The 13,517-nt window shown below is 66.8% G+C and carries 14 protein-coding genes; 10 read left to right on the plus strand and 4 right to left on the minus strand.

What is annotated here, in order from left to right; translation table 11 throughout:
* Positions 1-10 precede the first annotated feature (10 nt).
* The 10 genes from lgt to WDC82_RS02625 all read left to right on the plus strand — a co-directional run bounded on the left by lgt (position 11) and on the right by WDC82_RS02625 (position 9,324).
* On the plus strand, positions 11-856 hold the full coding sequence (lgt, locus tag WDC82_RS02580; RefSeq protein ID WP_340115690.1) for a prolipoprotein diacylglyceryl transferase: 846 nt from the start codon (positions 11-13) through the stop codon (positions 854-856).
* The gene (locus WDC82_RS02585; RefSeq protein ID WP_340115691.1) at positions 856-1,995 is read left to right on the plus strand and encodes an SAM-dependent methyltransferase; all 1,140 of its coding nucleotides are present in this window, start codon (positions 856-858) and stop codon (positions 1,993-1,995) included. Before lgt ends, WDC82_RS02585 begins: the two co-directional genes overlap by 1 nt.
* 10 nt (positions 1,996-2,005) lie before the next feature.
* On the plus strand, positions 2,006-2,773 hold the full coding sequence (pgeF, locus tag WDC82_RS02590) for a peptidoglycan editing factor PgeF (RefSeq protein ID WP_340115692.1): 768 nt from the start codon (positions 2,006-2,008) through the stop codon (positions 2,771-2,773).
* A 4-nt stretch (positions 2,774-2,777) separates the two neighbouring features.
* Positions 2,778-3,929 carry a Xaa-Pro peptidase family protein gene (locus WDC82_RS02595; protein WP_340115693.1) on the plus strand — a complete coding sequence of 384 codons (1,152 nt, stop codon included), beginning with the start codon at positions 2,778-2,780 and terminating at the stop codon, positions 3,927-3,929.
* A gap of 355 nt (positions 3,930-4,284) precedes the next feature.
* The gene (locus WDC82_RS02600; RefSeq protein WP_340115694.1) at positions 4,285-5,229 is read left to right on the plus strand and encodes a ribose-phosphate pyrophosphokinase; all 945 of its coding nucleotides are present in this window, start codon (positions 4,285-4,287) and stop codon (positions 5,227-5,229) included.
* Between the two features lie 127 nt (positions 5,230-5,356).
* The gene (locus WDC82_RS02605) at positions 5,357-6,010 is read left to right on the plus strand and encodes a 50S ribosomal protein L25/general stress protein Ctc (protein ID WP_340115695.1); all 654 of its coding nucleotides are present in this window, start codon (positions 5,357-5,359) and stop codon (positions 6,008-6,010) included.
* A gap of 27 nt (positions 6,011-6,037) precedes the next feature.
* Complete coding sequence (pth, locus tag WDC82_RS02610; protein ID WP_340115696.1) at positions 6,038-6,688, plus strand: aminoacyl-tRNA hydrolase; 651 nt, start codon at positions 6,038-6,040, stop codon at positions 6,686-6,688.
* Between the two features lie 3 nt (positions 6,689-6,691).
* Entirely contained in the window at positions 6,692-7,789 is a 1,098-nt protein-coding gene (gene ychF / locus WDC82_RS02615; protein WP_340115697.1) for a redox-regulated ATPase YchF, read from the plus strand.
* A gap of 90 nt (positions 7,790-7,879) precedes the next feature.
* Positions 7,880-8,560 carry a dienelactone hydrolase family protein gene (locus WDC82_RS02620; RefSeq protein ID WP_340115698.1) on the plus strand — a complete coding sequence of 227 codons (681 nt, stop codon included), beginning with the start codon at positions 7,880-7,882 and terminating at the stop codon, positions 8,558-8,560.
* Positions 8,561-8,703: 143 nt separating this feature from the next.
* A complete protein-coding gene (locus tag WDC82_RS02625) occupies positions 8,704-9,324 on the plus strand; it encodes a hypothetical protein (RefSeq protein ID WP_340115699.1) in 621 nt (206 codons plus the stop codon).
* Positions 9,325-9,688: 364 nt separating this feature from the next.
* Here WDC82_RS02625 and cynS read toward each other — a convergent pair whose 3' ends face one another.
* From cynS to WDC82_RS02645, 4 genes are read right to left on the minus strand one after another with little or no spacing between them, the layout of a single operon-like run.
* Positions 9,689-10,129, minus strand: coding sequence for a cyanase (cynS, locus tag WDC82_RS02630; RefSeq protein WP_340115700.1), 441 nt, complete (start codon positions 10,127-10,129; stop codon positions 9,689-9,691).
* Between the two features lie 52 nt (positions 10,130-10,181).
* A complete protein-coding gene (locus tag WDC82_RS02635; protein WP_340115701.1) occupies positions 10,182-11,126 on the minus strand; it encodes an ABC transporter ATP-binding protein in 945 nt (314 codons plus the stop codon).
* A gap of 10 nt (positions 11,127-11,136) precedes the next feature.
* A complete protein-coding gene (gene ntrB / locus WDC82_RS02640) occupies positions 11,137-11,967 on the minus strand; it encodes a nitrate ABC transporter permease (RefSeq protein ID WP_340115702.1) in 831 nt (276 codons plus the stop codon).
* A gap of 10 nt (positions 11,968-11,977) precedes the next feature.
* Entirely contained in the window at positions 11,978-13,387 is a 1,410-nt protein-coding gene (locus WDC82_RS02645; RefSeq protein WP_340115703.1) for a CmpA/NrtA family ABC transporter substrate-binding protein, read from the minus strand.
* Positions 13,388-13,517: the final 130 nt, after the last annotated feature.

Here is a 13,517-nt window from a genome sequence, read left to right on the forward strand (position 1 = left end):
ATTAGGCCCCATGGCATCCCCGGCTGAGTCCGCCGTCCACTCTCTCGGCCAGATGCTGATGGCCCTGCAGCACCCGAACTTCGATCCGGTCGCCTTTTCCATCTGGATCTTCGACGTGCGCTGGTACGCGCTGGCCTACATCTCCGGCCTCATCCTCGCCTGGCTGTACTGCCGCTGGATGACGAAGCTGCCGCCGAACCGCCTGAAGCCGGTGGACTTCGACGACTTCCTCTTGTGGGCGACGCTGGGCGTGGTGCTGGGCGGGCGCCTCGGCTACGTGCTGTTCTACAAACCGGACTACTACCTGGCGAACCCGATGGAGATCGTCTTCATCTGGCGCGGCGGCATGTCGTTCCACGGCGGCCTTCTTGGCGTATTGGCGGCCATTGGCCTTTTCGCGCGCAGCCGCGGCGTCAGCTACTTCACGCTCTCCGACATCGTCGGCGCGGCGACGCCGATCGGGCTCTGCCTCGGCCGCGTCGCCAACTTCATCAACGGCGAGCTCTTCGGCCGCACCACGGATTCCACCGTGGTGCCCTGGGCCATGGTATTCCCGCAGGGCGGTCCCATCGCGCGTCATCCGAGCCAGCTCTACGAGGCGCTGCTGGAAGGCGTGGTACTCTTCATCATCCTGCACATCATGGTGCGCAGGGGCGCGCTGCAGACGACCGGCCTCGTCTCCGGCGCCTTCATGATCGGCTACGGCCTCGCGCGCATCGTCGCGGAGTTCTTCCGCCAGCCCGACGACTTCCTGAACTTCGTGCTGCCCGGCACCACCATGGGCCAGGTGCTGTCGGTCCCCATGGTGCTGGTCGGCATCGCCGTCACCCTCTGGGCGCTGCGCCGCAAGGCCTGATGGCCATGGTCATTCAGAGCCTGCTCGACCACCTGCGCACACGCCTTACCCGCGAGGGCGCCATGACCGTGGCGGACTTCATGGGCGAAGCGCTGACACATCCGGCCAGCGGCTACTACATGCACGGCGATCCCTTCGGCGCGCCCTCTGCGGCGGGCGGCGACTTCATCACCGCGCCGGAGATCAGCCAGATGTTCGGCGAACTGCTGGGCATCTGGTGCGTCGACACCTGGATGCGGCTGGGCAAGCCCGACCCCTGCCTGCTGGTCGAGCTGGGCCCCGGACGCGGCACCCTGATGGCCGATGCCCTGCGCGCGACGCGCCTGGTGCCCGGCTTCCACGATGCGCTGAAGGTGCAGCTGGTCGAGATCAGCCCGGCCCTGCGCGAGCGCCAGCGCGAATCCCTCGGCGCGCACCGGATCACTTGGCTGGACAACGTCGGCCAGATTCCCGAGGCGCCGCTGCTGCTGGTCGCCAACGAGTTCTTCGATGCCCTGCCGGTGCGCCAGTTCGAACAGACCCGTGAAGGCTGGGCCGAGCGGGTGGTGGTGCTGGACGATGCCGGCAAGCTGACCTTCGCCCTGGCCGCGCCCTCGCCGGCCAACCGCGTCCTCATCCCCGCAACCCTGCGCGACGCCGCCAAGGGCAGCCTGGTCGAGATCTGCCCCGCCGCCCTCAACATCGCCGCCTTCTTGGGCCACCGCCTGGCGCGCCAGCCCGGCGCCGCCCTGATCATCGACTACGGCCCCGCCGCCTCGACACCCGGTCCGACCCTGCAGGCGCTGCGCCGCCACAAGCGCCACGACGTGCTGGAGGCCCCCGGCACCGCCGACCTGACCGCCCACGTCGACTTCCAGAGCCTCGCGCAGGGCGCCACCGCGGCCGGCTGTACGGCGCACGGCCCGGTGACGCAGGGGACCTTTCTGAAGGCGCTGGGCATCGAGGTGCGCGCCGCGCAGCTTGCCGAGTCGGCGCCCCGCGCCGCCGCCGCGCTCACCGCCGCCCGAAAGCGTCTGACCGACCCGACGGAGATGGGCGAGCTGTTCAAGGTCCTGGCCCTGACGCCGCGCGACATGCCGCCGCCGGCAGGGTTCGAGTCCCTGTCGCCGCCCCTATCCTCGCATGGCGAAGGCGGTTAAAGTGCCGGCCATGCTGACGACCGGAGCCCTCAACGACCTGCCCGCCGTGCGCCACGGCTTCTTCTGCCGCACCGGCGGGGTCTCGGAAGGCCTCTTCTCCAGCCTCAACTGCGGCTACGGCTCCGGCGACAAGCCGGAGAACGTGACCGAGAACCGGCGCCGTGCGATGGCCGAGATGGATCTGGAGGGCGGGCGCCTGGTGACCGCCTACCAGGTGCATTCCCCTGCCGTGGTCGAGGTGACGAAGCCCTGGGCGCGCGAGGACGCCCCCAAGGCCGACGCCATGGTGACGCGCGAGCGCCAACTGGTGCTCGGCATTCTCACCGCCGACTGCGTGCCGGTGCTCTTTGCCGAAGCGGAGGCCGGCGTCGTCGGCGCCGCCCATGCCGGCTGGAAGGGCGCGCTGACCGGCGTGATCGAGGCCACCGTGGCCGCCATGGCGGCGCTCGGCGCCGACCCCAAGCGCATCGTCGCCGGCATCGGCCCGGCGATCGCCCAGCGCTCCTACGAGGTCGGGCCGGAATTCCCCGCCCCCTTCCTGGAACAGCACGCCGCCAACGCCGATTTCTTCTGTCCCTCGCCGCGTGACGGACACTTCCTCTTCGACATCAAGGGCTACGTCGCCCGCCGCCTCAGCTTCGCGGGCCTCAAGTCGATCCAGTCGCTGCCCTGCGACACCTGCGCCGAGGACACCCGTTTCTTCAGCTACCGCCGCTCCTGCCACCGCAAGGAGCCGGACTACGGCCGCGGCCTCTCCGCCATCTATCTGGAACCGTAAGAAAATGCCGCTGCACTTCAGCAACGCCGAGCTGACCGGCCGGCGCGACCGGACTTGCGGCCTGCTGGCCGAGGCGGGCCTCGACGGCCTGCTGATGTTCCGCCAGGAGTCCATGTACTACCTGACCGGCTACGACACCTTCGGCTACGTCTACTTCCAGTGCCTCTACCTGGGCGCCGACGGGCGCACCATGCTGCTGACCCGCTCGGCCGACCTGCGCCAGGCCGAGCAGACCTCGATGGTGAAGGACGTCCGCATCTGGGTCGACCGCCCCGACACCAACCCCGCCGTCGAACTGCGCGAGATCCTGCGGGAATTCGGCTGTGCCGGGAAAAAGCTGGGCGTCGAGTACGAGGCCTACGGCCTGACCGCCGCGAACGGCAAGCGCCTGGACGCGGCCCTCGACGGCTTCTGCACCCTGGAGGATGCCTCCACCCTGGTGAGCCGCCTGCGCGTGGTGAAGAGCCCGGCGGAGATCGCCTGCGTGCGCGAGGCGGCGGCGCTGGCCGACGCGGCCTGGCAGGCGGCGCTCGACACCGCCGGCCCCGGCGCCTTCGAGGGTGACATCCTGGCCGCCATGCACGGCGCCATCTTCCGGGGCGGCGGCGACGACCCGGCCAACGAGTTCATCATCGGCTCCGGCCAAGGCGCTCTGCTGTGCCGCTATTTCAGCGGGCGGCGGACTCTCGATCCCAGGGATCAGCTGACCCTGGAGTGGGCCGGCACCTGGCGCCATTACCACGCCGCCATGATGCGCACCGTGCCCATCGGCGCCGCGCAGCCGCTGCACCGGGAGATGCACAAGGTGGCCGAGGACGCGCTTCTCGCCGTCGAGGACTGTTTGCGCCCCGGCAAGACCTACGGCGAGGCCTTCGACGCCCATGGCCGGGTGATGGACGCCGCCGGTTACCAGGCCCACCGGCTCAATGCCTGCGGCTACTCCCTCGGCACCACCTTCGCCCCCAACTGGATGGACTGGCCGATGCTCTACCACGGCAACCCGGTCCCCTTCGAAGCGGGCATGGTGGTGTTCTGCCACATGATCCTGTTCAATTCCGAGGCGGGGGTGGCGATGACCCTGGGGCGCACCAGCCTGGTCACCGAGGGGGCGCCGGAGTCCCTGTCCAAGGCCGGCCTCGCCCTGGAGACGCGTTAACCATCGCCCCCTGTTTTCCGGTCCGCTGGCGGCGATTTGAAGGCAGGCGAACATGCCCCACCTGACCATCATGGTGCTGATGCTGCTGGTGGTCTCCCTGGCCACCTGCATCCTGCTTTGAAATCACAGCCGAAGAGCTAGTTTCCCGCGGATTCTTCGCCTTTCGGGCGAACCGGTGGCGGCCTGGAAAGAGGCCCCAGAAAGTCGCCCGAAAGTCCACCCAAGGCCGTTTACAGGTCCGGGGCCCGTTGATATGGTCCGCCCCGCCTGGGCCCAAGGGGAAGGGCAAGACAGCGACTTTCGCGCCTTGCCCAAAAGGTCCATGCCCAGCGAGTAGGGCTCTAGGGATATCGCCATGAAAATCATGACCGGGAACAGCAATCGGCCCCTGGCCGAGGCGATTTCGGCCTTTCTGAACCTGGAACTGACCAAGGCCAGCGTGCGCCGCTTCTCGGACCTGGAGGTTTTCGTCGAGATCCACGAGAACGTGCGCGGCGAGGACGTCTTCATCATCCAGTCGACCTCCTACCCGGCGAACGACAACCTGATGGAGCTGCTGGTCGCCATGGACGCCCTGAAGCGGGCCTCGGCACGGCGGATTACCGCGGTTCTGCCCTACTTCGGCTATGCCCGCCAGGACCGCAAGTCGGCCCCGCGCACGCCGATCTCGGCCAAGCTGGTGGCCAACCTGATCACCGCCGCCGGCGCCGACCGGGTGCTGACCCTGGAGCTCCACGCCGGCCAGATTCAGGGTTTCTTCGACATTCCGACCGACAACCTCTTCGCCACGCCGGTCTTTACCAAGGACATCATGGAGAAGAACGGCAAGGGCAACCTGACCATCGTCTCGCCGGACGTCGGCGGCGTGGTGCGGGCGCGGGCCATCGCCAAACCGCTTGACGCCGAGCTTGCGATCATCGATAAGCGCCGCGAACGTGCCGGGGTCTCCGAGGTGATGAACATCATCGGCGACGTCGAGGGCAAGCGCTGCATCCTGGTGGATGACATCGTCGACTCGGCCGGAACCCTGTGCAATGCCGCCGTCGCCCTGAAGCAGGCCGGCGCCACGTCTGTTTCCGCCTACGTCACCCACGGGGTGCTCTCGGGCGGGGCAGTGGCCCGGGTCAGTTCCTCCCCCTTGGAGGAACTGGTCATGACCGACAGCATTCAGGCGACCGAGGCCGTGCGGGTGGCCCAGAACATCCGCCAGATTTCGATCGCCCCGCTGATCGGCGATGCCATGCAGCGCATCAGCGACGAGCGGTCGGTTTCGAGCCTGTTCGACGTACCCGCCCTTTAAGGGCCGGGCGCGCGGGGCCGAAGCGATAGAGAGCTTTACCGATGCCGGCACCCCTGGAGGCCGGATCGGGCAAGACGGATGGCGGCATGGGGCCGGCGTCCGTTTCCTACGTCAAGGAGTTTGACTGATGTCTGACGTTGTTGAGCTTCCCGCCATCGCGCGGGATCGGGCCGGGAAGGGGCCAGCCCGGGCTGCACGTCGCGCCGGGCAGGTGCCCGGGGTGATCTACGGAGCCAAAAAGGACCCCAGCCTCATTTCCGTCGAGGGGCGGCTGCTGAACAAGCTGCTGCACCAGGGCGGTTTCTTCTCCACGCTGTTCGACGTGAAGGTGGACGGCAAGGCCGAGCGGGCGCTGGCCCGCGACATTCAGTTCGATCCGGTGACCGACTTCCCGGTCCATGTCGACTTCCTGCGCGTCTCCGGCACCACCTCGGTCCACGTCGAGGTGTCGGTGCACTTCCTCAACGAGGACAAGTGCCCGGGCATCAAGGAAGGCGGCGTGCTGAACGTCGTGCGCCACGAGATCGAACTGGTCTGCCGCGCCGACGCCATTCCGGCGCACATCGATATCGACCTCACCGGCCTCGAGATCGGCGAGGGCGTGCACATCTCCATGGTCAAGCTGCCCGACGGTGTGCATCCGGCCATCACCGACCGCGACTTCACCATCGCGACCATCGCCGCTCCCACCGTGGTGCGCGACGAGGCCGCGGCCGAGCAGGCCACCGAGGGCGAAGACGAGGCCGAAGAAAAGGCTGCCGAAGGGTCCGACGAGGACTAAGCCTCCCCACAGTAAAGGGTGGCCAGCATGCTGTTGCTTGCCGGGCTCGGCAATCCGGGCTCCCGCTACGCCAACAACAGGCACAACATCGGCTTTATGGCGGTGGACGAGATCGTCCGCCGCCATTCCTTTTCGCCCTGGCGCAGCCGCTTCCAGGCGGACTGCGCCGAAGGTTTTCTGGATGGCGAGAAGGTCCTGGTCCTGAAGCCGCAGACCTACATGAACGAATCCGGGCGCTCCGTCGGCGAGGCGCTGCGCTTCTTCAAGCTGGCGCCGGAAGACGTCGTCGTGCTGTACGACGAGATCGACCTGGCGCCGGGCAAGCTGCGCGTGAAGCAGGGTGGGGGCACCGGCGGCCACAACGGCATCCGCTCCCTCGAGGCGCACATCGGCAAGGAATTCTGGCGCGTGCGCCTGGGCGTCGGCCATCCAGGACAGAAGGAACTGGTACACGGCCACGTGCTGAGCGACTTCGCCAAGGCCGACCAGCCCTGGCTGGACAAGCTGCTCGACGCCGTAGCGACGGAGATCCCGCTGCTGGCCAAGGGCGACGCCCCGCTCTTCATGTCCCGCGTCGCGGAGTTAACCGCCCCACCCCGCCCGAAGAAACCGAAGCCTGCCCCCCAGGCCGACGATACGGCCCCCTCTTCCTTACCCCCTGCCAAGAGTGACGACTGATCCATGGGTTTCAATTGCGGTATCGTCGGCCTGCCCAACGTCGGCAAGTCCACCCTGTTCAACGCGCTGACCGAGACGGCGGCGGCTGAGGCGGCCAACTATCCCTTCTGCACCATCGAGCCCAACGTCGGCCGCGTGCCGGTGCCCGACCCGCGCCTCGACAAGCTGGCCGTGATCGCCAAGTCGGCCAAGGTGATCCCCACGGTGCTGGAGTTCGTCGACATCGCCGGCCTGGTGCGCGGCGCCTCCAAGGGCGAGGGTCTCGGCAACCAGTTCCTCGCCAACATCCGCGAGGTCGATGCCATCGTCCACGTGCTGCGCTGCTTCGAGGGTGAGGTGACCCACGTCGAGGGCTCGGTCGACCCGATCCGCGACGCCGAGACGGTGGAGACCGAGCTGATGCTCGCCGACCTCGATTCCGCCGTGAAGCAGCGCGACGCCGCCATCAAGCGCGCGCGCGGCAACGACAAGGAAGCCAAGGAGCGCCTCGCCATTCTGGAGCCGGTGATCGAGGCGCTGGAGGCCGGCCGGCCGGCGCGCAGCGTGAAGATCAGCGACGAGCAGAAGCCGCTGTTCCGCCAACTGCAGCTCTTGAGTGCCAAGCCGGTGCTCTACGCCGCCAACGTCGACGAGGACTCGGCGGCCACCGGCAACAAGTACTCCGCTCTGGTCGAGCAGCGCGCCCAGGAGACCGGCGGGCTCTGCGTGGTGGTCTCCGCCGCCATCGAGGCCGAGGTCGCGGCGCTCGGCGACCCCGCCGAGAAGAGAGAGTTCCTGGAAAGCCTCGGCCTGGAGGAGACCGGCCTCGCCCGCGTCATCCGCGCCGGCTATCAGCTGCTGGACCTCATTACCTTCTTCACCGTCGGCCCCAAGGAAGCGCGGGCCTGGACCGTCAGGCGCAACAGCAAGGCGCCGCAGGCCGCCGGTGCCATCCACACCGACTTCGAGCGTGGCTTCATTCGGGCCGAGACCATCGCCTACGAGGACTTCGTCGCCTGCGGCGGCGAGAACGGCGCCAAGGATGCCGGCAAGATGCGCGCCGAGGGCAAGGAATACGTCGTCCACGACGGCGATGTCTTCCACTTCCGCTTCAACGTGTAGCCCGGGTTTCGTCCGGGTGGCAGGGAACGCCGCCTTGCTGCTAAACGTTACCGTCTGGAGCCTTGGACTGCGAACGATGGGAGACGAAGCATGGGTGAGCACAGCGGCGAGACGGTGAAACTGGCGTCCAACGACGGCCACAGCTTCGATGCCTACGTGGCGCGGCCGGCCGAGCAACCGCGCGCCGGGCTGGTCATCATCCAGGAAATCTTCGGCGTCAATCCGCACATCCGGGGCGTGGCCGACAGCTATGCCGCCGAGGGATACCTGGCGATCGCCCCCGCCCTCTTCGACCGTGTCGAGCCGGGCATCGAACTGGGCTACGACAAAGACGACGTCACGGAGGGTCGCGCCATCCGCGGCAAGATCTCCTACGACGCGGCGCTCGCCGACATCTCCGCCGCCATGGGCTTCCTCGCCGGCGCCGGCAAGGTCGGCGTCGTCGGCTACTGCTGGGGCGGCTCGCTGGCCTGGCTCGCCGCCACCCGGCTCAACCCCGCCGCCGCGGTCTGCTACTACGGCGGCAACATCCACGAATTCCGCAACGAGCAACCTTCCTGCCCGGTGATGCTGCACTTCGGGGAGGACGACGGCGGCATTCCGATGGACCAGGTGAAGGCCGTCGCCGAGGCACAGCCGGAGGCCGAACTCTTCACCTATCCCGGTGCCGGACACGGCTTCAATTGCGAGATGCGCGGCTCCTACCACCCGGAGAGCGCCGGCATCGCCCTTGAACGCACCCTCGCCTTTCTGCACCGCACCCTCGGCTAGAGGGCCGACTTGCGTCCATAACCAGCCCGCCAGCCGTTGCCGCAGGCCAAAGAAGCCACAACGACAAGATTGAAGCGTTACCGGGCGATCCTGCGTAGATTCAGCTGAACTGCACGAACTGGCTGATATATGGGCTTCCCGAGATGATCACAGAAAGCGCAAGCACTCAGACCGGCAATGCCTCAGGTCCGGCCGTTGCCATCGGCCGCTCCGCTTCCTATTTCCAGATCATGTCCCAGATCGTGACAGGGCGTTTCGCCTTTGTGCTGGTAACGACGCTGCTGCTGGCGGCCTGTTCGACGGCGCAGCCGAGCCTCTACGCGCCCATGGCAAGCCGCGACGGCTACGCCGAGGAGAGCCTCGGCAAGGGCCTCTACCGGGTGACCTTCCAGGGCAATGGCGTCACCTCCAAGGAGCGGGTGCAGAACTACTGCCTCTATCGCGCCGCCGAACTGACCCTCTCGCAGGGTGACGAGCGCTTTGCCGTCCATGACAAGGAAACCAAGCAGTTCACCCAGGTGACGCGGGACTACTACGACGGCTGGGGCTATCCCTACTATGGGCGCCGTTCCTTCTACCGGCCCTATCCGGGCCCGGCCAGCAGCAGCGAGCGCACCACCTTCCGGGCCGAACTGACCATCGAGCCGTTCTCCGGGCCGGGTACGCCCGGCAACAGCGAGACCGCATTCCAGGTCTATGAAGCCCAGGCCGTGGTCGACCAGTTCGCCCCGCAGATCGTGCGGCCGCAGGACCAGCCGCAGTAGGCGAGCCTGCTGGAACTGTGCCGCGCAAGAATAGATCCTCGGGAAGCTCTATCGCGTTCACACATCTCTAGCGGTGTGCCCGCCATGCTTCTACACACACCATTGTCGTCCCGGGGCTTCACCCCGGGACCCATTGGCGTCAGTGCGTGGCGCTGCCGTGTAATAGGTGCATCCCTACCAGCCGCAAGCACGGAACACGCTGTCCATGATCGAGAAATCGGCCAGGGCATTGGGTCCCGGGGTCAAGCCCCGGGACGACAGGCGTGGGTTTGGCAGGGGCGAGCCTCTACAGCATCCGATGTGTGAACCCGGTAGGGTCCTGTCCTAGGATGACAGCAAAGGGCAGGCAGAAAAACGCACCCGGCTACCAGGCCTTGTAGGGCAGGAACTTGCCGCTCATCTTCACTTCGATGCGGTCGCCCTTGGGGTCGGGCACTTTCTCCACGTACATCTCGAAGTCGATGGCGCTCATGATGCCGTCGCCGCCCTTCTCCTGGATCAGCTCCTTGATCGTCTCGCCGTAGACGCCGACGATCTCGTAGAGCCGGTAGATGCAGGGATCGGTCGGCACGGTCTGGCTGAACATCTTCGTCGGGAACTCGGCCAGCACCACGGCAGCCTCCTGAGGCAGCGCCAGGTGCTTGACCAGCAGGTCGGCCTTTTCCCGCGGCATGGAGTTCATGCCCAGGCAGGCCGAAGTGGTGAAGACCGGCGACATGCCGATGGCTTCGGCGATGCCCTCCCAGGTCAGGCCCGCGGTCTTCTTCTTCTCGACGATCATTTCCGCCACATCGGTCTTGTTCATTGTCTTGCCTCTTCGTTTTGCAATGCTTGTGGTTCGTTGTCGGCGCGCGCCGTCAGCGCATCAGGGAAACCACGCCGCGCTCATCCGGGCGGGCCGGCTCGCCGTCGTCGTCTTCGTCCGCAGCGCCCGGCGACATGCCGGGCCGCACGGTGACCGGTCGCTCGGGCCCGGTACCCGCCGCACCGCGCGCCGCCAGCCCTTCCTCGGCAAGGGTCTTGGAGCGCAGGGCGAGAAACTCCACCAGGTGGTTGCGGATGGCGTAGTAGGCCTTGTCGTGGATGATCTCGGCCCGGTTGCGCGGGCGCGGAATGTCGATCACCACGCTCTCGGCAACGCGCGCGTAGGGTCCGTTGGTCATCAGGAGAATGCGGTCGGCCAGCAGGATCGCCTCGTCGACGTCATGGGTGATCATGAAGACCGTCTGGTCCGATCCCGACCAGATGCGGATGAGTTCGTCCTGGATGGTGCCGCGGGTCAGCGCGTCGAGCGCGCCGAAAGGCTCGTCGAGCAACAGCAGCTTCGGCCGGATGGCAAAGGCGCGGGCGATGGAAACGCGCTGGCGCATGCCGCCGGACAGCTGCGCCGGCTTCCTGTGCTCGGCGCCGCCGGAGAGGCCGACCATCTCCAGGTACTTGTAGGAGTGCTCCAGTACCTGTTCCTTCGACCACTCGGGATGACGCGCGCGCACGCCGAAGGTCACGTTCTTCAGCGCCGAGCGCCACGGCAGCAGCGAGTAGTTCTGGAACACAACGCCGCGATCGAGGCTGGGTCCCACCACCTCCTTGCCGTCCATGGTGACGGCGCCGGAGGTCGCGGTGTCGAGACCGGCCAGCACGTTCATAATGGTCGACTTGCCGCAGCCCGAATGGCCGATGATGCAGACGAACTCGCCCTGGTCGATGTCGAAGCTGACGTTCTCGAAGACCGTCAGCTCGCCGCCTTCGGGATTCGGGTAGCGCTTGGCCAGGGCGTCGATTTCGAGAAACGGCTTTTCCATGTCGCGCCCCCTATTCTTGATAGCGCACGGCGCGCTGCACTTGGGCGAAGGCGGCGTCGAGCAGCATGCCGACCACGCCGATCACCAGGATCGAGAAGATCACGCTGGTAAGGTCCAGGTTGTTCCACTCGTTCCACACGTAGTAGCCGATGCCGGTACCGCCCACGAGCATCTCGGCGGCGACGATGACCAGCCAGGCGATGCCGATGGAAATGCGCATGCCGGTCACGATGGTCGGCGCCGCCGCCGGCAGGATGACGGTGAGCGCCGTCCGCAGTGCTCCCAGTTCGTGCGTGCGCGCGACGTTCACCCAGTCCTTGCGCACGCCCGCGACGCCGAACGCGGTATTGATCAGCATCGGCCAGATCGAGCAGATGAAGATGACGAAGATCGCCGAGGCTTGGCTGTCCTTGATGATGAAAAGCGCGAGCGGCATCCAGGCCAGCGGCGAGATCGGCCGCAGCACCTGGATGAAGGGGTCGAGCGCCCGGTACATCAGCGGCGACATGCCGATCAGGAAGCCGACCGGAATGGCGACCAGGGCGGCGAGGAAATAGCCGGTGAGCACCCGGAACAGCGAATAGCCGATCTGGATGCCGATACCCTTGTCGTTCGGCCCGTTGTCGTAGAAAGGATTGGAGAGTTCCTCCCACGCGCGTTCGATGATCTGCGAGGGGGGCGGGACGCGGGCTTCCTGGTCCGCGCCGCCCATCAGCAGCTCATACTCGGTCATCTCGCCGGCGGCTTTCACCGCCGGCGTCGACAACTCCCAGATGCCCAACCCCACCACCAGCATGGCGGCGGAGAGGATGAGCGCCCGCAGGCCAAGCGACATCGCCATGAAGCCGTCCCTAGACCCGCGTGATCGCGAAGCTCTTGGCGTAGGCCTCCGGCTCGTTGGGGTCGAAGGTCTTGCCCATGATGGTGTAGTTCTCGTAGGTCTTGTCCGGCGGCGTGAGGCCCAGATCGGTCATGATCTTGGCGCAGTCTGCGGTGAGGTAGACCTGCTCGGCGACACCCTTGTAGTCGACGTCGCCCTCGATGTAGCCCCAGCGCTTCATCTGCGTCAGGATCCATACGCCCATGGAGTGCCAGGGGAAGGGATCGAAGTCGATGCGATCGGGCACGTCCTTGATATTGCCGAGACCGTCGGCATAGCGCCCGGTCAACACCTGCTCGATCACCGGCACCGGCTGGTTCAGATAGTTGGTCGGCGCGATGGCCGCCGAGATCTCCTTGCGGTTCTCCTGCTTGCTGGCGTACTGCGTGCCGTCGACCAGTGCCTTCAGCAGCGCACCGTAGGTGTTCGGCAGGGTCTCGGCGAATTCGGCCGAGCAGGCGAAGGCGCAGCAGGGATGGCCTTCCCAGATGTCCTTGGTGAGAATGTGGATGAAGCCGACCTTCTCCCACACCGCGCGCTGATTGAAGGGGTCCGGCGAGAGGTAGCCGTCCAGGTTGCCGGCGCGCAGGTTGGCGACCATCTCGGGCGGCGGCACCACGCGGATCTGGATGTCCTTGTCGGGATCGAGGCCGTGCTCGGCGACGTAGTAGCGCAGCAGGAAATTGTGCATCGAGTATTCGAAGGGCACGCCAAACTTGAAGCCCTTCCACTGCTTGGGGTCCTGCTTGTCCTTGTGGTCGACGTGCAGGACGATGGCCTGGCCGTTGATGTTCTCCACCGCCGGCATGATGAAGGGCGTCGCCGTGGAGCCGGCGCCCATGGTGATCGCCAGCGGCATCGGCGTCAGCATGTGCGAGGCGTCGTATTCCTTGTTCAGCGACTTGTCGCGCGCGACCGCCCAGCCCGCCGTCTTGATCACGTCCACGTCCAGGCCGTACTTCTCATAGAAGCCGAGGGGCTTGGCCATGATGATCGGCGTCGCGCAGGTGATGGGCACGAAGCCGACGTTCAGCTTCGCCTTCTCCGGCTTGCCGAGGGTGTCGAGAATGGCGGCCTTGGCCTTGTCCATGGGGAACACGGCCGAGAGCGCCGCCGACAGCGTGGTGCCGCCCAGCAGCGCGGCGAAGCTGCGCCGCGAGAGCTCGTTGTGGCCGAAGACCGAGCGCACCACCGCGCTCTCGACGGCGCGCTCCAGGATATCCTCCGAGCTCGCCAGCGGGTTGGCGTCGGCCGGCGCCGCGTGGTGTGCGTGATCGCCATCGCCGCCGCAGGCCGTGCAACCGCAGCCGGCGCCGTGGCGCAGGTCGCTGTCGGCGCTGAAGGGATCGCCTAAAGAACTGATCGGACGCTTCGAAGCCATCTCTGTCCCCCTGTTTGGTCTGGACTGCCCTGTTGGTTTCGCACCGGCGCGACCGCCGGCCGTTGCCCTCTCTTGAGCAAGCGCCGTGCCAGTTTTTGTGCACTGCACATACGAATGTGATTCCAAGTGC

Source organism: Pelagibius sp. 7325, assembly GCF_037652055.1.
GTDB lineage: Bacteria > Pseudomonadota > Alphaproteobacteria > Kiloniellales > Kiloniellaceae > Pelagibius.